The following is a 20,735-nucleotide window of genomic DNA, read 5'->3' as shown; positions in this document are numbered from 1 at the left end:
ATTGAACCTCCAGTGCGATTCAACCGTATTGACTAACGGCCGTTGCAATTTTAAAAGCGGCCGGAGATCTTGATCACCTCGTACGACTGAGAAGGGCCGTCTTCTGGCGGCCAAAAGATCCGTAGTCTGCACGGGAGCGGACACCGAGACAGAGTGATGTCGATTGACCGAGAGGGGCGAACCGGGCCGCTCAGAGTCACTTTGCCGGTTCTTCGCGGCGGCGATATTTCAGGGGGAATGACAGGCGCAAGGCCCGTCGATATGGATTGTTACCATTGCTGTTGCAAATCTGTAGCATACGAAACTTCCCGTGTTTGAGCATCGGCCGACTGTTTCGCCATTCATCTGGCGCGGGAAAAGTTCGGGAGTAGTCTTTCGGTTGCGTGTGCACGGAGTAAGGACCGATGAGTCCTAGTCAAACGAATGAGAAGACACTCTAATTCCCTTCTACAATCGAACCTGTCCGAAGGCTTTTATGAGAGTCATTGGTTGATCGGATCGCAGACCAGATTGCGCTATTGGGATGGGAAACTATGGCATGCGGATAGGCAAGTCTGCAGCAAACAGGATTACACATGGCGCGGCTTTGCTCGCCCCGGTCAAGATCATGTCGGCAACTGTGTCGCCGGACATAGCGCCAGATGTAGAGCGATTCCGCATGAGGTCGTGAGCGCAGCCGTGGACGGTGTAACACCGTCTCGAGCATGGCGGCAGCACCTTGGGCTGAAGCAAGCAGAAGTCGCTGCGCGCATGGGCATCAGTCAACCAGCCTACTCGCAACTGGAAGCAAAAGAGCGCCTGAGCAACTCTTCGCGTGAAAAGATTGGGGCCGCACTCGGTATCACGGCGGATCAACTGGACTTTTGACGGAGGATCGGGCGGTCAGGAAGTTCGCACAGTGAAGGAAATGCTTGCGTTGCGCGAGCGCGGACATACTGTGGAAGTGGTCTGTCCTCGCGGCGCGAAGATTGGCGTGCGGCCGGCCGAGCTTGGCTTCGCGGTGCACCACGCGAACATGCGAGGCGGCGGCGACATTCGTTCGATGATGTCTATCCAGGCACTATTGCGGCGTTGTGCATTCGATGTGCTTAACACGCATAGCGGCCACGATAGCCTTGTCGCGGGCACAGCTGGGCGGCTTGTGGGTACCCCGCTCGTCGTCCGGACACGTCACCTCGCGCTGCCTATCAGTTCGCTCGCAACCTATACCTGGATTTCGCATCGCGTGATCGCAGTGAGTCATTACGTGCGTCGGTACCTTATTTCGGCCGGCGTGTCAGCGGGCCGCGTAGAGACGATCTACGACGGCATCGTGAAGCCTGAACCCGTTGCGCGTTCGACCCTACGCGCCGAGCTCGGGCTCGGTCCCGATGCGGTGATCGGCTGCATGCGCGCCAAGAAGGGACACGTGCTGCGCGGTTGTGCCCCGTTCTTGCTGCCTACGCATCAGGAAGCGCTCGGCCAGTCATATATCGAGGCGATGGCGGCGGGGCTGCCCGTGATTGGTACTGACGTGGATGGTGTGCCCGAACTGATCGGAAATAACGTGAACGGGCTGCTGCTACCGCCCAAAAATTCAGACGCATTACGCGCGGCTACTGTGCAGCTGATCGACAATCCAGGCCTGCGCACTCAGCTGGGTAATGAGGGGCGCCGCATTTCCGAGAACCGATTTGGGATCGACAATATGGCCGACGAAACGATCGACCTCTATCGGCGCATCTGCGCCGACGGGACCAGCGCGCATGAAGGGCCGCGCGCGTGCTGTTCCCTTCTTGATGTATCACCAGCGTATCCCGGCTTTGCGGCGTACTTGGTGACTGAGACTGGGCGCGGCTGAGAACAACGAATGTTTAGCCGGAGTCGCCTATCAAGGAACGAAGCAACACTAGCCCCCTGCCGGTGTCTGGAGATTGCCACACACACACACGACCTGTCTTCAATATTGTCGGCGAGACGGCCCGCAACGAATCGCGGGTTCGCCGTGCGGCTAACGGATCGCAGCATGCTCGGTCTTATGCGCACATCAATATGCTGTCTGCCGCGCCAATTTTTGCAACACGAGTGCTTTGTCGAATTGTTAAGCTTACTTGGCCAGGCAAGCGGCTGTCCACGGTGGCGTTCGCCTTCCATGCAGTTCTCTTCCGATTGAAGATCGGCGCTAATTTGCGGGTAACATAAGTACCTGATCGACCGCGTCACACCGGTTCACGCTCTGGAGAGGCGGACATGCGACTTGCTGATTTTATCTCGCGAGACATGGAGGCGATCGTGGCCCAATGGGAGGCGTTCGCAGCCACCCTCCTGCCGGCGGCGGCACGCATCGAACCGATGGGCCTACGCGATCACGCGCAGCAAATCCTGGAGGCCGTGGCAAAGGACTTGCGAACTTCGCAAAGCAGTGAGGTCCAACGGGAAAAATCATTGGGAGGAGGCCCCAGTCTAATCGCCGCGAGCGAAACGGCTGCGCAAACACACGCCCTCCTGAGAGCCCGTGCCGGTTTTAATATCAATCAGCTGGCCGCCGAATATCGCGCGCTACGCGCGAGCGTGCTTCGCTTGTGGATGGATGATTGCCAGCCCGAGAACCCTGACCTTGATGACGTCATCCGCTTCAATGAAGCCATCGATCAGGCACTTGCCGAATCGGTCACCTGTTTTAGTGCGCAGGTCGAGCAAAGTCGTAACCTGCTGCTCGGCATGCTGGGACACGATATGCGCAGCCCTCTTCAGGCGATCCAGCTGACTGCTTCGTATCTGGCAGCGCTAAATGCCGGCGAGCGAGTATCGGAAGCCGCTGGCCGCCTGATACGTAGCGGGGCCCGGATGCAGGCGTTGCTTGATGACCTCGGTGATTACAATCGGACCAGACTGGGCTTTGGCATCAACGTCGTGCCCAAAAGTGTTGATCTGGCGGACGTCCTCGCTGACGAAGTGGACGAGTTGCGGGCAGTCCATCCCGAAAGGCAGATCGACCTGCACGTGAGTGGTAATTCACAAGGGGTCTGGGACGGCCAGCGACTGCAGCAACTACTTGGGAATCTTGTGCAGAACGCCATCAAGTATGGTGCACAGGATACTCCAGTGCGCATCACGGTCACGGGCGACGTAAAGCATGTCCGCATCGAGGTCAGCAACTGCGGACCTGCCATCGAGCGCGCAACGCTCTCGCGGGTCTTCGATCCGCTGGTGCGAGGCGCGGACCAACAGGGCGGATGCGACAGCGGGGGAGGCCTCGGACTGGGTCTGTACATTGCCAGCGAAATTGCGAAAGCCCACCACGGCGCAATCGAAGCGCGTTCCGACCGGACGGAGACTTCATTTTCAGTGTTACTTCCGCGTGCGGACGAAGCTGGGTAGGGCGCTGATAGTCGAAGGCTGCAACGCAGAGCGACCCGCTCGGCGGCCGTCGTCGCGTGCACTCGCCAGGCAGAGATCCGTCGCAGCATAACCATGCTGGTAAGTACACCGTCAGCCAGTTCGGCCGGCTTCAGTCCGCTTCTGAACGCAGCGCTGCCGCGTAGGACGTAACTCCAACAATTGCGCTGGGCGCGCAATAGCGCGTGCCGTCAGAGTCATATATTCTCGCGCCTACGCGTAGTCCAATGAGATCGCCCCGCGCATTCCGTGCCCCTCTGAAAGTGAAGGGCGATGCGGAGCCGGCACAAGCCGGATCCCCACGCATCCATTTGGCAGCGTGTGAGGCGTAGGGCGGTTTGAGATTGCCTCGGGGAAACTGCGGCACCTCCTCCCGGTCGACACCGGGCAGATCCCTCGGAAATGGATCCGCATCCCCGCGATGGCTGTAGACGCATTGATGTGTGATTTTGCGGAAGCTCAGATCGGGAAGTCAGTAGGCGTTGTGGTCTATTTGAAGCAGAGGCCCACTGGAGAAAATGCCTGCGCCTTCGCTTACGCAGCCTAAGGCTTTCGTCGCTCACGTTGGCGCTTCAAGGCCAGCATCGCCATGAAATCGGCTGCCATCTGGACGGCGCCGGGTCGCTCAAAGCTTGTCTGACAGAAGTTCTAGACAGCCGGCCGACCAGCAATCGTGCTACGGTTAGCTGCAGTGTTTCCACATCTACCGGTTTAAGCAAGAAAGCATTCCAAAGGGACTTTTGGCCAAGAGGTGGATAACGCGCAGAGACAACGGCGATCGGGACGGAAGCCAGCGCGGGACTAAGGCGCAACCGCTCGCAGAGCTCTTCGCCGTCCATTTCCGGCATGTTCCAGTCCGTCACGATCAGGTCTGGAAGATAACGGGAGGCAATATCGAGACCTTCTTTGCCATTTCTCGCGGCATGCACCCGATACCCACGCTCCTCCAGAACGATCCGGAATACGAAGAGCAGGTCAGGTTCGTCCTCGACGAGAAGGATGGTCGCCATGGTAGCCTCGGTGGTACGGAATGACCAGCAACGGTCGTGCCGAGAAGAGCGCCTCCAGGCGCAATTCGCAGGAGCCAAATATAAGCAGAGGCGCTTTGGCAAACCTTTGGTTCACTGTGATCCCGCAAAAGCGGCGGTTGTTCTGGTCAGCGAAAGCGCTCACCTGTGCTGCCCGACAGGCTGTGGGCGGCCATCGTGCCAGTAACGAATTGGCGCTATGCAGCCTTCCCGGACTTGCGGCTTTTGACTTATCTCCGGATCTTACCGGATCCTCATTGCTGGAGAATTTGGGCATCTATCTCTACGATGCGAGAACGGTGCACGGACGCCACACCTCCTCCAGTCGGGGCACTGCGGGCTCGAGAGATTGGCTCCCTCAGTAATTCGGCCGCGACTGCCGCGGAGACGTTTGGAGGGCCGCACGTGCAAAAGATCTCCACAGCAGGTTCTCCTCAGGCCACCTTGGCATGCGGCTTGCGCGGGCACTCTGGCGCGCCGCGCTTGCTGGAAGTTGCGGGCCCGCCGCGGGTTAGGAGGAACTATGGCTACCATGACCCTGAAGGATTTGTTCATTCATTCGCTCTCCGACATTTATAGTGCCGAAAAGCAGATGACGAAGTCACTTCCGAAGATGGCACGGGCAGCGACCAGCCCGGACCCTCGGTCGGCATTCGAGACGCACCTGGAAGAAACGCAAGGCCCTTATCGCAGCAGCGCAGAAAGTGGAGCACTATGAAATTGCATCGTACGGCTCGTTGATAGCACTGGCTCAACAGCTTGGTGAAACAGCTGCTGTCAAGCTTCTGACCGAAGCTGAAGGAAGAAAAGGCTATCCGTTGATATTGCTAACGCGCTCGCCGTGTCCGCTAATTCGGCTAATACGGTTGTAGAGGAGCGCGACAGGTGCATTCGCTTGAAGCGACAGCAAGTGCAAATACCGGAGGTCATTTGTTGATATTTGGAAGGTGCCTATCTAGTTGTGCCGCCCACTGTCGCGATTCTCGGAGCCGGGCGCATTCACGAGCAGGTCGTGGCGGCAGGGGATTCCCGCGGTGCATCGGATCTTGCCGCTGAGTCTGACATTCGATCATCGGGTCGTCACGGGCGGTGAGGCGGCGCGTTTTCTTGCCGCGACGATTGCGGATCTGGGGATGGCGCAGTAGCCATACTCGCATGTTCGGACGCTCTCGCACCGGCGACATCAGATGGCTGACAATCAGCCTCTCAATGCCGTCGACGCTCCTGCCAATCCGGGCTTCGCGTCGACGCGGCACCCGTCGAATGGCCAGGCCTATTTGCGGGAAATCGGAAGGGGTGGCTCGGTGTTGGACGCTCCTGTCATTACTTCCGTGGATCCTTTGGCGTTTTGGCAGGGTCCGGGCCATGAAGCGACTGTCGCAGGGCCCAAGCTGAGCGGATGCTGCTTCGCTCTTACCGGCCGTTCGTCGCTGGAGAGTCGAGCGCGACTCGGTCGGCGGGGTGTCCGTTCTGCTACTGCAAGCTCTTCATCAGTTGCCCGCGCAATGCATCAGCGATCTGCTGCAAGCTGTCCGGCAGCAACACCTGCGCATCCAGCGGGCCGATCACCGAATATCCCGAACCAGCTGTGCCGTCGACGACTATCACGACTGCGCATCGGGCCTGAGTCATATCGCGGACGGTATTGCATGCGGCATCAAACAGCCCCGCTGATTCACCGCCAGGCACGACTTTTCGTCCAAAGTTGTCGCTCATAGGCTCTCCTGTACAGTGGATGACGTTCGTGGACAGTGCGTCGTCAGTTCCCGCTGGCATCTGCTGCGCGGGAGCGGTAGCGCAGCAGATGATCGGTGCCGGACTCGGACAGCCAGAGTTCTCCTGGGCGACCCATCATTTGACGTACGTTCGCGTGCGGACGCGGTAGCGCAAACACGTCGAACCGCGTAGTGCGCGGGTCGAAGCGCACTAGTGCGTTGGCGCTCCATTCACTGAGCCAGACGATGTCCTGGTCGTCTACGAATATCGCGTATGCATGGGGATCGTCGCCGGGCAGGCGCCATTCGCGCCATCGACGCGTCGCTGGATCAAATACGCCGACTTTTCCTGCGTTCCACTCGCTGACCCAGACACGCCCCTTCGAATCGGACCATACACGGCGCGCACCCTGATCCGGCGTCTGCGGATCGATGACCTGCGTTGCGCCGCTTCCGGGATCGATGCGGCCGAGATAACTTCCCGCTAGTGACGCGAAATACAGGCTGCCGTCCGGAGTCACACAGATGCCGTAGGGGCCGTGCCCGCGCGGCGCATCGAAGACGCGCATGCTGGCGCGCTTCGGATCGAGCTCGCCATAGACGCCGCTTTGGCCGGTAAACCACAGATGCCCTTGCTTGTCGAAGACCGCGGTATTCAGATTGGCGGCCGGCCGGTCCTTCGGCAATGGAAAACGCGTGACGGCAAACGTCTTCGGATCGACGCGCACGATCGCGTTCTGGCCGCCGTCGGTGATCCATGCCGCGCGATCGGGCCCGATGATCACCCCGTGCGGTGCCGATCCATCGCCAAGCAGAATCCGGTCGATCCTGCCGCTACGCGGGTCCAGCCGACCGACCGCGCCCTGCGCCTGCGCGGTGTACCACACGGCGCCGTCGGGCGCCGGGGCGACGTCATGTGGCGCACTACCGGTCGGGACGGCGAAAGTCTCGAACGACGGCGGTCGTACCTGCGCCTGCACCGAACAGACGGTGAGCGCGGCGCTTGCCATGGCCGACACAAGACACGGGGTCAGCCGGGATTCGAGAATCTTGCTTACCACTGCCACGAAGCGATCCCCCGCTATCTCCAGCATGTTCGCCTCCATGTCACAGGATGAGTTTCAAAAGGCCCCGACGGCATTTTTATTGTTGCACTTATCTGTAGCTGTAGCTGTAGCTGTAGCTGTAGCTGTCGCTGCGCCGCATCTCCGCGTTACCTAACTGTTTCCGCTGCGACCAAACGCTGCCGCTCGACAATCACGACCGGCGGCCATTCACGGCAGCGCGGCGTCGCCCCGGCTTTTGTGCTGCGCCACCAACGATTCCTGCGTGGCAGCGGGCACCGGCGCGTAGTGGCTGAGTTGAATACTGTAGTTGCCGTGTCCGCCGGCGATCGCGTTTAGACGCGACTGATAGTCTTTGAGTTCGGCAAGCGGCACCTGTCCCGCGACGACCACGGCATCCCCGGCGATGGGGCGGGAGCCATGAACCTGGCCGCGCCTTGACGACAGATCTCCGATGATGTCACCCATCGCGGGTTCTGGCATCGTCACCTCGATGTCCACGATGGGTTCGAGCACGATAGGCTGGGCTTTCAGCACCGCATCGATGAAGGCTTTGCGCCCGGCGGTGACGAACGCCACCTCTTTGGAGTCGACCGAATGGCTCTTGCCGTCGAGGACCGTGACTCGCACATCCTGCATCGGGACGCCGGCAAGCGGCCCGCTCTCGATCACCTGCAGAACGCCCTTTTCCACGGCGGGAATGAACTGGCCGGGGATGGCGCCGCCCTTGACGGCGTCGACGAATTCGAACCCTGCGCCTCGCGGCAACGGCTCCACGCGGAGCATCACTTCACCGAATTGTCCAGCGCCGCCGGTTTGCTTCTTGTGGCGGCAGTGCCCCTCGGCGCTGCCGCCGATGGTCTCGCGATAGGCAATTTTCGGCGGCCGCGTCACGACTTCGAGCTTGTACTGGTCTGATAGCCGCTCCAGCATGTAGCGCAGATGCAGCTCGCCGAGGCCTCGCACGACGGTCTCGTTGGTGCTGGCCTCGCGTTCGATACGCAGACACGGGTCTTCCGCGGTCAGCTTCTGCAGCGCTTCCCACAGCCGCTGCTCGTGGCCGCGGCGCGCCGGTTCGATCGCGAGGCCGTAAATGGGCATCGGGAAGTCTGGTGGGACGAGGTGAATGTTGCCGTCCTCAGGCGCGTCGTGCAGCACGGCATCGAGGCCAATGTCGTCGGCCTTGGCCACCGCGCAGATATCACCGGGACCCGCACGCAGGATATCCACGTGTTCCTTGCCCTGCAGCATCAACAGATGGGCGACCCGGAATGGCTGCCGCCTGTCGCCAATATAAAGCTGGCTATCGCGCTCGATCGTACCCTGATAGATGCGAAACACGGCCATCTTGCCGATGTAAGGGTCGATCACGATCTTGAAGGTGTGGGCCAGCACGTGCTTGTCGGCGTCCGGTTCGGCACGCATGACTTCCTTGCGGCCCCCGGAATCGCGATAGAAGAGCGGCGGGTTGCCTTCCATCGGATTGGGCAGAAGCCGGACGAAGACATCGAGCAGTTCCGCAATGCCGGCGCCATTGGCCGCCGATGTGAAGCACACCGGCACCAGATGGCCTTCGCGCAGCGCACGCTCGAAAGGCTCGTGCAGCTGTTCCGGCCGGATGGCCTCGCCTTGCTCCAGGTAGAGCTCCATCAGGGCCGGGTCGATCTCGACCACCTGATCGACGAGCGCATTGTGCGCAGCCTCCACGGACAGGAAATCGGCGTCGCCGCCAGGGTTGAAAAAGCAGTCCACCACCTGGCGGCCGCGCTGCGCCGGCAGGTTGATGGGCAGGCATTCCGTGCCGAACGTTTGCTGGATTTGCGTGAGTAGCCCTGGAAGGTCGACCTTTTCTCCATCGATTCCATTCACGATGAGCATTCTGCAGAGCTTACGTTCGCCCGCCCAGGTCATCATGCGCCGGGTGGTCATTTCAATGCCCGTCTGCGCATTGATGACGACGGCGACCGTCTCGACCGCGGGCAGCGCGCTGATCGACGGCCCGCAAAAGTCGGGATAACCGGGCGTATCGAGCAGATAGATGCGCGTGTCGTGATAATGCAGGTGAGTGACGGTAGAGTTGAGCGAATGATGATACTTCCGTTCGAGCGGGTCGAAATCGCAGACGGTAGTCCCGCGCTCGACGCTGCCGGGCGCATGGAGCATGCCGCCGTGGTACAGCAGCGCTTCGACAAGCGAGGTCTTGCCGCTACCGGCATGCCCGACCAGGGCGACGGTGCGGATGGCATCGGGGCTATAACGCATGCTCGCCCTCGCGCAGTAAGGGAGGTGGGGCCATTATTAGGGAAAATGAGCCTGTCCGCCACACGGGGTAGCCGTAGGATTCGGGCTGCAGCCGTGTCACTTCCATTGCGGCTGATTCAGCACCATTCCGTGCTGCCCCTTGTAGGCAGCCACAGCCGGCGGCGTCCGCCCGTCCAGCATCTGTGGCGCGAGTTGCCAGACCTCGATGCCACGCGGCCGGCAGACGTCCAGCGGATGCCTTGCGGCTTGCGCATTTCCGGGTAGCAGATCCACTCTGACGGATTACAACCGGCGGCGAGCTGTCGTTAAGGTTGGGCGACCACCTTGGCGCGTGTTCGGGGTGCCGATGGATCGTACGACTGCTTGCGCTCTCCCCGCGGGGGCGAAGACCAGATACGACGTGCCGACAAGCGCACCCGAAGTGAGCCGGAGGAAGGTATTAACACCTTGGCCTTCCAGAAAGGATCAGCCTCTATTAGTCGCTGAACAGACCCTTTGCGACCTGAAACGCCGCGTCCCGAAGCGGAGCGCGGGTACACTGGATTTATGACGCCATGCTCCCACCAGGTGAGTGCTGTCATCGTCGCTCCAGGCGTAGCATCGAACCAGTCCACGACATCTATTGCGCATGTTAAACGACCTCTGGTACAAAAACGCGATCGTCTACTGCCTGTCGGTGGGCACTTACATGGATGCGAATGGCGACGGCGTCGGCGATTTTCAGGGTTTGATGCGCCGGCTCGATTACCTGCAGGGCCTCGGCATCACGACGCTCTGGCTGATGCCGTTCCAGCCTTCGCCGGGCCGCGACAACGGCTACGACATTTCCGACTACTACAACGTCGATCCCCGCTATGGCACCCTCGGCGACTTTGCCGAGTTCACGCACGCGTGCCGGCAACGCGGTCTGCGGGTAATGATCGATCTGGTAGTGAACCACACGTCCGATCAGCACGCGTGGTTTCAGAGCGCGCGCCGCGACCCGGAGTCACAGTACCGCGCCTGGTACGTGTGGTCGAAGAAGAAGCCCGCGAACGCAACAGACGGCATTGTGTTCCCCGGCGTGCAGAAATCCACATGGACTTACGACAAGGAAGCAGCCCTTTGGTATTTCCACCGCTTCTACGACTTCCAGCCCGACCTGAACACGGCGAACCCGCACGTTCAGGCGGAACTGTTGAAGATCATGGGCTTCTGGATCCAACTCGGGGTATCAGGTTTCCGTATGGACGCCGTGCCCTTCGTGATCGCGACCAAAGGCCCACAGGTGCGGCAGCCCGTCGAGCAATACGACATGTTGCGGACCTTCCGCGAGTTCCTCCAATGGCGTAAGGGCGATGCGATCATCCTCGCCGAAGCAAACGTTCTGCCCGACACCGACATGCAGTATTTCGGCGACGAGGGCGAGCGTCTGCAGATGATGTTCAACTTTCAGGTCAATCAAGCCACGTTCTATACGATGGCGAGCGCAGACACTGCACCGCTCAGGAAGGCGCTTCGCGCAACAAAACCGCGCCCGGCGACAGCGCAATGGGGCGTGTTCCTGCGCAATCACGACGAACTCGACCTGGGACGTCTCACGCCGGAGCAGCGCGAGACCGTATTCGCCGCATTCGGGTCGGCGCCTGACATGCAACTCTATGACCGCGGCATTCGCCGAAGGCTCGCGCCGATGCTCAACGGGGACCGGCGCCGCCTCGAACTCGCGTATAGCGTGATGCTCACGTCACCGGGCACACCGGTCTTTCGTTACGGCGATGAGATCGGCATGGGTGACGATCTACGCCTGCCGGAGCGTGAATGCGCGCGCACGCCGATGCAGTGGTCGACCGAGCCGCACGGCGGTTTCACGAAGCATCCAAAGCCGACCGCGCGGGTCATTTCAGGCGGGCCATACGGCTTTGAACGCGTGAACGTCGCGAGCCAGCGCCGCGATCCGGATTCGCTGCTGAACTGGATGGAACGCCTGATCCGCATGCGCCGCGAAGTGCCGGAGATCAGCTGGGGAGACTTCTCGATCCTGCGGATATCGCGTAAGGACGTGCTCGGCTTACGCTACGACTGGCGCAATAATTCGGTGGTGTGTCTGCATAACTTCAGCGCGACCGCGTGCACGGTCAGTTTCAAAACCGGGACCGGCGATCCAGGCGACGCGCGGCTCGTCAACCTGCTCTCCGACGAACACAGTCAGGCCGATGCAACCGGACGGCACACGGTGGTGCTCGAGCCCTATGGCTATCGCTGGTATCGCGTGGGAGGTCTCGACTATCTGCTCAAACGCAGCGAGGTCTAGCAGGCTATCCCAACGTTCGGCGTGTGCGTTTGTTCGCCGCAGCGTTGTCTGCGGCTTTTTTTTGTGTCCTGCGGCTGGCGTTGACGGTAAGGCTTTTCCCCCAGAGGCGCTGAAGAACCTGAAGGTGCCACGCGAGAACGTGGTCGTCGCGACCAAGGTCTTCAACGAGACCGGACCCGGACCGAACTCCCGCGGCGCGTCGCGCGGCCACATCCTCGACGGCGTCAAGGCCAGCCTGCAGCGGCTGCAACTCGACCACATCGACCTGTACCAGATCCACGGCTTCGACCCGGCTACGCCGATCGAGGAAACCGTGCGCGCACTCGACCAGTCGGTGCGCCACGGCCATGTCCGCTACGTCGGCGTCTCGAACTGGGCGGCCTGGCAGATTGCCAAGGCGCTGGGCATCGACCGCGCGTGCTTGGGACGTTCGTGGCTGCACGAAAAGGGCTATAGCGGCGACCGGTGTCCTTTCCGTAGCGGACGTTCAATGCGACAGAGGTCGACGGCACGAAACGGACTAGGTTAGCGGTTGGCCTGTAGGGGCGCTACTTTCCGACTCTGCGCGGTGCCGTTTGTAGCAGTTCGTGCAACTCACGCTTGTAGAAGCGGGCCAGTCCATTGGTGCCATGCCCGCAAGTGTCCTCGCTCGCAGGAATAAGAAGCAGCCGGCCGTTGCACACAAGCTGCATCGCGCGCTGCATCAAGCCGGTCTCCGGCGGATAGCGCTCATCGTCGGCGGCGTTGATGGCGAGGACCGCAGCCTTCATGTCCCCTAGACTCGGGGCGGGGTTATAACCGCGTGCGGCGCTCCACTGATATATAAAGTCGTTGGCATCCAATGTGAACGGCTGTGCCAGCTTGTCGTCGACATACTGATCGGCCAGTTCGATCGTCGGCGCCGCTTTTTGGCAAGCGAGCGTCCCACCATTGGTCGCCAGCGCGAAAAAGGCACTGGAAAGGCGCAACGATCTGGGCTGACTGGTGTAGTCGCCGCCCCGGTACTCCGGATCGTTTCGGACCATTTCGATGAGCATGCGGCGCAGCATCCAGTTGCGGCCGGACATCTTCGTCGGTTGCGACGCCATTGGCACGAGCGCATCCATGAAGTCACGATAGCGGACACCCCAGATCCATGCATGCATGCATGCCGCCCATCGAGTTACCGATTAAGAGGCGCAGGTGCCGAATGTTCAAATGATCGGTTAAAAGCCGGTGCTGGGCGAGCACCATGTCGTCGTAGTTGTAAGCCGGGAATTGTGTGCGCAGTCCGTCAGACGGCTTAGACGATCCACCGGCTCCCAGCGCGTCAGGAAGGATGATGAAGTACTTTCTCGCATCAAGCGGCTGGCCGGGGCCAAATAACTCCCCTGCAAAATCAGGTGTCAGCATGCTGGCGCCCGTGCCCGTGGTGCCATGCAGGACGAGGACCGGCTCACTGGACGGGTCGCCAATGGTTCGGTAATGTAGCCGCACCTCTGACAGGACCTCGCCGGTGTTGAAACGGAAATCTCGCGCGATCCAGTCGGCTTCCTGCGGCGCAGGATAGCCGGCCGCATTGCGATGTTGTCTTGTTTGCATAATCAACGGGCGATCCAACAAATACGTCAGCTAGCAATCGGCTCGAGAGTTTGAAGCACACCCCCCTGGCGAGCTGACGCGTAGGCCGCATCCATGACTTGCATCATGCGCTCTGCATCGAGCAACGACGCGATTGGCCTCGCTCCAGTACGGCATTCCGTGAGCACGCGCTTGACGAACAATGGGTAGTAAATGTCAGTCTCGAACTGGAGGCGGCGGCTTCGCGTGCCGGCAGACAGGTTGTTTCTTTCCCGAATCTCGATTCGGTCGGGGCCGGATTTCGCGTACATACGATCGGATGCAAGTGTGAACGAGAATTCGCGCTGCTCGTCGGGTGTACTGGGGAAGCTATATCCCGTTTCCACCGAGCCGATCACGCCGTCTTCGGTTTGCATGGTCAGCAGCGAATAGTCTTCAACGGCTCCTCGATGCGTTCTTGAGTTCATCGTGGCAGAGACGCGGGCGATCTCCTTGCCAGTCAACAGTCTGAACAGGTCGATGAAGTGAGTCGCCACGTTGATTGTCGATCCGCCTCCGGAATAAACCGGATCGAGCGCCCAGCCGGCGCCGGCCGCTTCGTATCGACTGGGCGGTCCCACAATGAAACGGAATGACATGTAATTGAAGTCCGACGGTATGCGCCCCTCGGCATCTTCGAGCGATCTGAGCAACTCGCTCATTCGGAAGATCAATGGCACTGCGCAATAAAGGTTGGCTTCCTCGGTCAGTTTGCGAAGTCGGGTGACCTGCGACATGTTGACGCCGCACGGTTTCTCCAGCGCGAAGGGTATGTGTCGTGCGATCACGGCCTCGGCGAGCGCCGGCATTTCAGAATGCCGCCCGAACACGAATGCAAAATCGACTTCCTCACGCTCGAGTAATTCATAGGCCGACGAGTACAGCTTGCTTCCGAATCGTGCGGCGATTGCCTCACCCTTGACCTCCTCCGCATCCGATACGGCGACCACTTCAATCCCGGGCGCTTCCAGCGCATCCAGATAGAGCGGGACATGCCAATGGCTGACCTCCAGCAATGCAACTCTCATGCGTATTCTCCTTTGAAATTCTCTACTCATCGCGGGCCGTGATCCGGCGCTGATCGTCCATCGGGGAGGTAATCGAACCCCAGAAACTTAAGTGCGTAGACAGCCTGTCCTTGATGCATCGGTCCCCCGTCCTGGGTGCGGCACCCGCGAGCATGCGCGGCGCGTCGAAGCGGCGTCGGCTCTGGCGCATTGATGATGTCGACGACGATGGCGCCGGGTGCGAGCCGCTCCGGATCGACCGGCATGGCATCGTTCACTTTCATGCCAAGTGGCGTGGCGTTGATGACGACGTCGAAGCCTTGCGGGTCAGGCGGCCCCGAACGTACGTCGCAGCCGGTTTCAGCGGCAACGGATGTCGCAAGGTCGCCTGCCCGATGTGCGTCGACATCGGATATGGTCAGCTTGCTGGCGCCCGCGGACGCGACCGCAAACGCGATGGCGCTCCCTGCGCCTCCCGCGCCGACGAGAAGCACGGACTTATTCGCCGGGTGGTTGCCTTCCCATTGCATCCCAAGAACGCAACCAACGCCATCGAATATCGCTCCGACCCAACGTCCATCTGCCTCGCAACGGATGACGTTGAGCGCGCCGACCTGACGGGCCGTTGGATCCAGTTCATCGACGTATTTCAGCATCCGTTGCTTATGAGGCATGGTGACGAGCATGCCCGCGAGATTGCCCACCGCTCGTACACCGCTGACGAAGGCGGACAGGCCTTCCTCCTTAACCCAGAACGGGACGCAAGCCGCGTCCACGCGCTGGTCGGCAAAGAGCTGGTTCAACAATTGTGGCGACTTGGCGGCCGTCAGTGGATCGCCCACTAACCCATAGAGTCGCGTTTTACCTGTGATATGTGGATCCATTGCTGCGTGGTGTTCGATGTTGGCTAAAGGCGCAGTCTCATCTGACTGCTCCGAAATTTTGCGTACCGTGCGCGTGTCGGACACTTAGATTCTCTGACCGAGTCGCTTTGATGACGAATACCGCATCTCCTTGACGCGGCGCGTTCATTGCGTTTTGAGCCGTTTTCAACTGTCGGATGCGCCGAGAACAAGCGATCTCACGACAATCGAAAGGCTAGCTGTAGACGATCACTTCCATGGCGCCGGCGGTACGTCCAGATCCCAAGTCCCGTAGACCGCGGGCTCGTTAATCTCAATGACCTCGAGATCGTCGGAGCGCCACATCACGTTGTGCGGAACGCCGGTCGGCTGTGACAATCCGTCACCCGCGTTAAGCGTCACGTCGCCCTCGACACCGGCGAAACGGAACGTCACGGATCCGCGCAGCACATACAGGTAGTGCCCGGTCATGTCGTGCCAATGCCAGCCAGTAGGCTCGGTGAACGGCTTCAGCGCGCGAATGTGCTTTGCCCCGATGCGCCCGTTGGTCATCGCGGCGAGTCCGAGGTCGCGGTACTCGGAATCGGCGCGCAAACCTTCCTGGTTCCAGGGCGCTTCGGCCGCGCTGATGCGCGCAAACGCGCTTAGAGATTGCGCGAGCTCACGTGGGCCGTCGTAGCGGGGTATGTCTTCGTTGTGCATTTGCATTTCCTTTGTGCGGCGTCAAGATATTCGCTAATGCCGCGGTTACATGATTCCTGTTCGGCTCAAGCCGAGTGGCACCGACGCACTACTAGCGAGCAGTGGGACCGGCCAAAGCAGTTACGAGTGAGCCTGATTTGCAACGTTTTGTGCATCGGCTGTTCCGATTCGTCCGGCCACAGCCTCGGCGCGCACCCGGTCGTAGTCGGCTTTGGATACGGGTACCGCATCGCGGTCGCCAAGGTCGGCAAGGCGGATCCGATACGTCTCCCGCGTGCTGAAGGCGGCGAACGCGGCGACAAGACAGATGCCGAACGTCAGGAAGCCGATCTTCAGCGGAATGTTAGCGGTGCCGGGGGGCGCGACCGCCACAAAGAGTGATGGCGTCATTGCAGCAAGCGTCGTCCCAACATTTTGTCCGATGGCCATTCCCGTTACGCGCACCCGCGTGCGGAATAGTTCGGGGAAGAGGCTCGGGAATACACCGTTGAAGCCCTGGTAGGCAATGCCCCACATGAGCACCGAAAAAATCAGCGAGAGCCCGAGGTTGTGGATGCTGATGGCGTAGAGGTAGGCAAACGAGAGCAGCCCGGCGCTGAGCACGCCAGCAAGAACGGGCGGCCTGCGGCCAATTTTGTCTGAGAGATTGCCCACGAAGGGAATCAGGATGACCGAGCAGATGTTGCCAAGAACCGGAATCCAAAGAAAGATGCCCACAGGAAAGCCGATACCGTAGGCCGGCTGGACGGCATACGCGGCACCGAAGACCGTAGCGAGAAGCGCGATCACGGCGGTGAGCGCCATGCAGATTACGCGCAAGACATCGTCCCAACTGTGCCGCAGGACCTCGATGACCGGTGAGGCAGGAACCTCGCCATGGGCTTGCTCCTCGGAGAAAGCCGGAGTTTCCTCGACCTGGCGGCGAATGATGTAGCCCATGACGATCACGACAAAACTGAGCAGGAACGGGATTCGCCATCCCCAGGAAGCGAACTGGTCCTTCGGCATGAAATGCGCGATCGGCAGGAAAACCGCTGCCGCCAGAAGCTGCCCGGCTTGGACCCCTTGGAGCGTGAAGCTCGCAAAGTAGCCACGCCGGCCGAACGGCGCATGCTCAAGAATCATGGAACTGGCGCCGGAGACCTCTCCTGCCACCGCGAACCCCTGAATGAGCCGGAGGGTGACGAGCATCACAGGCGCCCAGATGCCGGCTTGCTTATACGTAGGCAAGAGCCCCACGCCCATCGTCGAGACACCCATTAAGAACATGCAGAATATCAGCACCGTCTTGCGGCCGTGCCGGTCGCCGACGTGGCCGAGTACCATCGCGCCTATCGGTCGGGCGACGTAGCCAACACCGAAGGTCGCCAGTGATGCGATGATGGCAACGGTCGGATTGTCCGAGGGGAAGAACAGCTGCGGAAAGAGCAACGACGCTGCGGTCGCATATATGAAGAAGTCGTAGTACTCAAGTGCTGAGCCAATCCAGCCGCTCGCGGCGGCTATTTTCGACTGGCGCTGACGATGGGCCTCAACCTGGGTGCTTCCACTCATGACTTGTCTCCGTCTTCGATTGACTTTTCGATGCCATTCTTTATAATTGTAACATCGTTCCATTAAGAACCATATTACCTACATCATGAGAGTTGTCAAGGGAGCAGTTGACCGATCACTTCAGGCGATCGAGTTGCTCGCACGTGAGGCGCGCTGGATGCGAATGTCCGATATCGCCGCCGAACTCGAGCTGGAGAAAGGGCCCGCCCATCGAGTGCTTGCGCAGCTTTGCGAGCAGGGTTGGGCCGAGCAGGATGAACAGACTTCCCAGTACCGCTTGACCTTGAAGCTTTCTTTGCTCGGTCAGCGGTATCTGCACGGGCTTGGGTTGCCGGGCCTGGTGCAGCCTATTCTCGATGAACTCGCAGCGCAGTGCCATGAGCTCGTGCGGCTGACAGTCGTGAATGAAGGGACACTTGCGTGGTTCGCTGCGTCTCAAGGCGCAGCGCCCGGGCTGATGTATTCGCCGTCCATGCATAGTCCCATCGCCTTGCATGCCACATCGGTCGGAAAGGTGTGGCTGGCGGCAATGTCAAACGACGAAGCAGTCGGGCTGGCACTGCGTGGCAGGCTCGGCCAGCCAAACGGCGCAGGGACATCGAAGGCGATTAAAAGCGTCGACCGATTGATACCGGAGCTCGAACTGACGAGGCAACGTGGCTATGGTCTCGTCGTCGAGGAAGCCGAGCCAGGTGTGGTCGCGATGGCCGTGACCGTGCGTTCGCTGGTTGACAGCGTGGTCGTCGGGACAGTGAGTATCGCTGGGCCGGTCTTGCGCATACCGCCGGAGCGTTACGACTCCTTTCATGCGTTACTGCGCGAAGCCGCAGCGAAACTGGGGGCCGTCTGGCCGCGACAGAGCGTCGATAAAGACGTCAACGAGGCGGCTTGAGATGACGAATTCATCTCATGGGTCTCAGCAAGTGGCCTTGTGGCATGAGGCAGCAAACCTCCTCGTCGCAGCGCGGCGTCAAGGGAAGCAACTGGAGCGCCTCCCCATCGAACGACGACCTTCGACGGGTGACGAAGGCTTCGCAAGCACTACAACACTACAACCTCAAACGCGTCATCCGGATTCTCGGGTTCGCCAAGACAGTGCGTGCAGTGAGGCAAGTGAGGCTGACAGGCGCGTGAATCCGCGCCGACGCTGTTTGCAAGTCAAACCCGATCACGTCCTCTGCCTGCATCTCGGTTAACGGAACTACGCGCCGAGCCGTGCGTCACGGCCGGACGTCCTGCGCGTTCCTACGTGGCGTCGGCCACTTCGAGGCGCTGGCTACGGCGCCGAGTGGTCGTTGGCGGCGGCCGTTCTCTCGTACACAGCGGGCGTTCGCGACGGTCAACGGCAGTCCGAACTCAGGGTTGCGTAGGCGTCGGACTGTTCGTGGTCCATCTGCTGCTTGCATCCGAGCGGCCGTTGTATACGAACGTGATGCCACCCGAGCCGTCAAAGATCACGACGTACTCAACATTGTGCGCGGCAGAGATCTCACCGAGTTGTTGGCTGGGTACTCCGAGAGTGGGGCTTCCGAGTCGCTCATCATTGAAGCGAATCATTGGTCTCGTCCCGACATCGAAGTCGTGGCGACGATTTCACGTTTTCCGTGGGAACCCATGCCGGGTCTGAGCTGTAGAGCTCGGGCAATGAGGGAGAAGCCCGCAGCATGCTTCCGGCGGGTTGCCGGATTGCAGATATCCGGACGGTTAGCTCGCGGTTGCACGGTGGACCACCGGTCGGTGGCCTCACCGTACACCGTCGCAAGTAAGGAAAGGGCCTCTGCCGGTGCTTAGAAGCGATGGACGATGCCTACGCCTGCTGCGAACATACTGCGCGAGGACGACGGAGTCGACTGGAAGCCGTCGCCGATTGATGCTGTTGCATCGATCTGCCGGTTCGTCGCGCCTGCCGCCGTGAACGTCGGCGTGCCGAGCGTTCGGCCGTTCGCGCGCTGGAACGCTTCCAGGGCGTAGAATCCGGTCCGCTTGGACAGCGCGTAGTACTGGGACAAACTGAACTGGTGGTACGACGCTGCGTCGTCGATACCGTTCGCCTTGCTCGCCCACGTGTAGCTGTAGCCCGCAGCGAAGTCCCATGCTGTCGTGGCCTTCCAGTGCAGTACGGTCCCAGCGGTATTGAAAACTTGCTCATCGGTGAACTTGGACAGCACGCCCGGGATGTACTGAACGTTTGTGTACGTCGCCGAGAGATCCCACGCGCTGTTGAATACGTAGCCGAGGCCGACCGCGAAGCGATTCTGCGCCTGCGCGCCTTGATACCCGTTCGTCACCGCTGACACGCCCGACTGGCCTGCCGTGTTCATCGTCGAATCCGCGCCGTAGACGCCGCCGCCGACGGTCGAGTTGTTGATTCGCATGAAGGCAACCGTACCGCCGATCGGGCCTTGCTGATACTGGATCGCAGCCGACCACGTCGAGCCGCGGTATACGCTGTCAGGCACGCCTGCGAGCGAGTACGAGCCGCTGACCGTCACACCGTAGAGCTGCGGCGACGTATAAACGATCGAGTTATTCGCGCGGTAGATCGTGTCCAATGCGTCCAGATCGCCCGGATGCGCGCCGAAGTAGCCGGTTAGCCAGTTCGTCGGGCTGTACGGCGACATCAGCGTGTAGTACGACGTGTACTGGCGACCCAATGTGAACGTTCCGAACGTCTGATTCGTCAGACCGACCCAGGCTTGACGGCCGAACATCGCGTTCGCGTATTGCTGCGCGCCGTTGTTGACGTTGAAGCCGGATTCCAACTGGAAAATGGCCTTGGTGCCGCTGCCCAGATCCTCGCCACCCTTCAGGCCGAAGCGGCTGCCCGCCCAGATGCCTGACGCCGTCTTGATGTTCGAACGGCCGCCGCTTGTAGAACCCAGCGAGGTCTGGCTGCTTTGATAGACGATCGAATCATCGACGATGCCGTACAGCGTGACGCTGCTTTGTGCGAACGCCGGCGCAGCGGCTCCGAATGCCGTTGCCGCGACGACGGTGGCCTTGGTCACGTCAAAAGTCCTCATTGCGTCTCCTATTGTGGATAAAGCGAGTTACGTCTGTTTTAACGACGTCAGCACCGACGCCGTATGTGCGCTCATAATCGTCGCCGGTTACGTCTCAATTACATGGAAACCGCATTCGCCAGCCTGTACGTCCCCGGATATGGACTGCGAATTAACTCGGGCACGCGATACATCAGCAGACCGACTAACCTGCGGCGTTAGGATTCCTACGTCCATGCGATGGACTGGCGTGAATGCGTGCGTGAGC

General features: G+C 60.5%; 15 protein-coding genes and 4 pseudogenes. 8 read left to right on the top strand and 11 right to left on the bottom strand.

The annotated features are described in order from the left end of the window. Positions 1-423: 423 nt before the first annotated feature. From P0D80_RS35650 to P0D80_RS35640, 3 genes are all read left to right on the top strand, one after another. Positions 424-867 (top strand): helix-turn-helix domain-containing protein, encoded by a 444-nt coding sequence (locus tag P0D80_RS35650; RefSeq protein ID WP_408290861.1) that lies wholly within the window; start codon positions 424-426, stop codon positions 865-867. Then, the gene (locus P0D80_RS35645) at positions 815-1,840 is read left to right on the top strand and encodes a glycosyltransferase family 4 protein (RefSeq protein WP_408290859.1); all 1,026 of its coding nucleotides are present in this window, start codon (positions 815-817) and stop codon (positions 1,838-1,840) included. Before P0D80_RS35650 ends, P0D80_RS35645 begins: the two co-directional genes overlap by 53 nt. Positions 1,841-2,229: 389 nt before the next feature. Further along, positions 2,230-3,360, top strand: coding sequence for an ATP-binding protein (locus tag P0D80_RS35640; RefSeq protein WP_408290857.1), 1,131 nt, complete (start codon positions 2,230-2,232; stop codon positions 3,358-3,360). Between the two features lie 590 nt (positions 3,361-3,950). Here P0D80_RS35640 and P0D80_RS35635 read toward each other — a convergent pair. Then, positions 3,951-4,388: a response regulator gene (locus tag P0D80_RS35635; protein WP_408290855.1), complete on the bottom strand. Its 438-nt coding sequence runs from the start codon at positions 4,386-4,388 to the stop codon at positions 3,951-3,953. A gap of 541 nt (positions 4,389-4,929) precedes the next feature. Here P0D80_RS35635 and P0D80_RS35630 point away from each other — a divergent pair. Both P0D80_RS35630 and P0D80_RS35625 read left to right on the top strand, forming a co-directional pair. Continuing rightward, positions 4,930-5,228 (top strand): annotated as a pseudogene (locus tag P0D80_RS35630) (YciE/YciF ferroxidase family protein). 127 nt (positions 5,229-5,355) lie between these two features. Further along, a pseudogene (locus tag P0D80_RS35625) lies at positions 5,356-5,551 on the top strand (2-oxo acid dehydrogenase subunit E2); the annotation flags it as partial. Positions 5,552-5,879: 328 nt separating this feature from the next. Here P0D80_RS35625 and P0D80_RS35620 read toward each other — a convergent pair. The 4 genes from P0D80_RS35620 to P0D80_RS35605 all read right to left on the bottom strand — a co-directional run bounded on the left by P0D80_RS35620 (position 5,880) and on the right by P0D80_RS35605 (position 9,720). After that, the gene (locus P0D80_RS35620) at positions 5,880-6,122 is read right to left on the bottom strand and encodes a hypothetical protein (RefSeq protein ID WP_408290853.1); all 243 of its coding nucleotides are present in this window, start codon (positions 6,120-6,122) and stop codon (positions 5,880-5,882) included. 43 nt (positions 6,123-6,165) lie between these two features. Next, entirely contained in the window at positions 6,166-7,131 is a 966-nt protein-coding gene (locus P0D80_RS35615; RefSeq protein ID WP_408290865.1) for a Vgb family protein, read from the bottom strand. 264 nt (positions 7,132-7,395) lie between these two features. Further along, positions 7,396-9,447, bottom strand: coding sequence for an elongation factor G (gene fusA, locus P0D80_RS35610; RefSeq protein ID WP_408290851.1), 2,052 nt, complete (start codon positions 9,445-9,447; stop codon positions 7,396-7,398). Between the two features lie 96 nt (positions 9,448-9,543). Continuing rightward, positions 9,544-9,720, bottom strand: a complete 177-nt coding sequence (locus tag P0D80_RS35605; protein ID WP_408290849.1) for a hypothetical protein — start codon at positions 9,718-9,720, stop codon at positions 9,544-9,546. Positions 9,721-10,075: 355 nt separating this feature from the next. Between P0D80_RS35605 and P0D80_RS35600 the strand changes: the two genes are divergently transcribed. After that, positions 10,076-11,740: an alpha-amylase family protein gene (locus P0D80_RS35600; RefSeq protein WP_408290847.1), complete on the top strand. Its 1,665-nt coding sequence runs from the start codon at positions 10,076-10,078 to the stop codon at positions 11,738-11,740. Between the two features lie 103 nt (positions 11,741-11,843). Then, positions 11,844-12,149, top strand: a pseudogene (locus P0D80_RS35595) (aldo/keto reductase); the annotation flags it as partial. Positions 12,150-12,288: 139 nt separating this feature from the next. Here the strand turns inward: P0D80_RS35595 and P0D80_RS35590 are convergent. From P0D80_RS35590 to P0D80_RS35570, 5 genes and pseudogenes are all read right to left on the bottom strand, one after another. Then, a pseudogene (locus P0D80_RS35590) lies at positions 12,289-13,321 on the bottom strand (alpha/beta fold hydrolase). 26 nt (positions 13,322-13,347) lie between these two features. Then, positions 13,348-14,367: a Gfo/Idh/MocA family protein gene (locus P0D80_RS35585; protein ID WP_408290845.1), complete on the bottom strand. Its 1,020-nt coding sequence runs from the start codon at positions 14,365-14,367 to the stop codon at positions 13,348-13,350. Between the two features lie 26 nt (positions 14,368-14,393). Continuing rightward, positions 14,394-15,314 carry a shikimate dehydrogenase family protein gene (locus P0D80_RS35580; protein ID WP_408290843.1) on the bottom strand — a complete coding sequence of 307 codons (921 nt, stop codon included), beginning with the start codon at positions 15,312-15,314 and terminating at the stop codon, positions 14,394-14,396. Positions 15,315-15,458: 144 nt separating this feature from the next. Further along, positions 15,459-15,911 carry a cupin domain-containing protein gene (locus P0D80_RS35575; protein WP_408290841.1) on the bottom strand — a complete coding sequence of 151 codons (453 nt, stop codon included), beginning with the start codon at positions 15,909-15,911 and terminating at the stop codon, positions 15,459-15,461. A gap of 120 nt (positions 15,912-16,031) precedes the next feature. Then, complete coding sequence (locus P0D80_RS35570) at positions 16,032-17,465, bottom strand: MFS transporter (RefSeq protein ID WP_408290839.1); 1,434 nt, start codon at positions 17,463-17,465, stop codon at positions 16,032-16,034. Positions 17,466-17,550: 85 nt separating this feature from the next. Here P0D80_RS35570 and P0D80_RS35565 point away from each other — a divergent pair, with 85 nt between their 5' ends. Next, positions 17,551-18,357: an IclR family transcriptional regulator gene (locus P0D80_RS35565; RefSeq protein ID WP_408290836.1), complete on the top strand. Its 807-nt coding sequence runs from the start codon at positions 17,551-17,553 to the stop codon at positions 18,355-18,357. Between the two features lie 895 nt (positions 18,358-19,252). Here P0D80_RS35565 and P0D80_RS35560 read toward each other — a convergent pair. Beyond that, entirely contained in the window at positions 19,253-20,488 is a 1,236-nt protein-coding gene (locus tag P0D80_RS35560) for a porin (RefSeq protein WP_408290834.1), read from the bottom strand. Between the last annotated feature and the right edge of the window lie 247 nt (positions 20,489-20,735).

Source organism: Paraburkholderia sp. RL17-373-BIF-A (assembly GCF_046030175.1).
Taxonomy (GTDB): domain Bacteria; phylum Pseudomonadota; class Gammaproteobacteria; order Burkholderiales; family Burkholderiaceae; genus Paraburkholderia.
This window is presented reverse-complemented; position numbering and strand designations above follow the sequence as displayed.

What these genes read in the sequence shown, in the direction of transcription:
- P0D80_RS35585 (WP_408290845.1), bottom strand. Translation starts at nt 14,367, where the DNA reads ATGAGAGTTGCATTGCTGGAGGTCAGCCATTGGCATGTCCCGCTCTAT.
- P0D80_RS35575 (WP_408290841.1), bottom strand. Translation starts at nt 15,911, where the DNA reads ATGCACAACGAAGACATACCCCGCTACGACGGCCCACGTGAGCTCGCG.
- P0D80_RS35635 (WP_408290855.1), bottom strand. Translation starts at nt 4,388, where the DNA reads ATGGCGACCATCCTTCTCGTCGAGGACGAACCTGACCTGCTCTTCGTA.
- P0D80_RS35640 (WP_408290857.1), top strand. Translation starts at nt 2,230, where the DNA reads ATGCGACTTGCTGATTTTATCTCGCGAGACATGGAGGCGATCGTGGCC.
- P0D80_RS35560 (WP_408290834.1), bottom strand. Translation starts at nt 20,488, where the DNA reads ATGAGGACTTTTGACGTGACCAAGGCCACCGTCGTCGCGGCAACGGCA.
- fusA (WP_408290851.1), bottom strand. Translation starts at nt 9,447, where the DNA reads ATGCGTTATAGCCCCGATGCCATCCGCACCGTCGCCCTGGTCGGGCAT.
- P0D80_RS35565 (WP_408290836.1), top strand. Translation starts at nt 17,551, where the DNA reads ATGAGAGTTGTCAAGGGAGCAGTTGACCGATCACTTCAGGCGATCGAG.
- P0D80_RS35615 (WP_408290865.1), bottom strand. Translation starts at nt 7,131, where the DNA reads ATGGCAAGCGCCGCGCTCACCGTCTGTTCGGTGCAGGCGCAGGTACGA.
- P0D80_RS35570 (WP_408290839.1), bottom strand. Translation starts at nt 17,465, where the DNA reads ATGAGTGGAAGCACCCAGGTTGAGGCCCATCGTCAGCGCCAGTCGAAA.
- P0D80_RS35650 (WP_408290861.1), top strand. Translation starts at nt 424, where the DNA reads ATGAGAAGACACTCTAATTCCCTTCTACAATCGAACCTGTCCGAAGGC.
- P0D80_RS35620 (WP_408290853.1), bottom strand. Translation starts at nt 6,122, where the DNA reads ATGAGCGACAACTTTGGACGAAAAGTCGTGCCTGGCGGTGAATCAGCG.
- P0D80_RS35600 (WP_408290847.1), top strand. Translation starts at nt 10,076, where the DNA reads ATGTTAAACGACCTCTGGTACAAAAACGCGATCGTCTACTGCCTGTCG.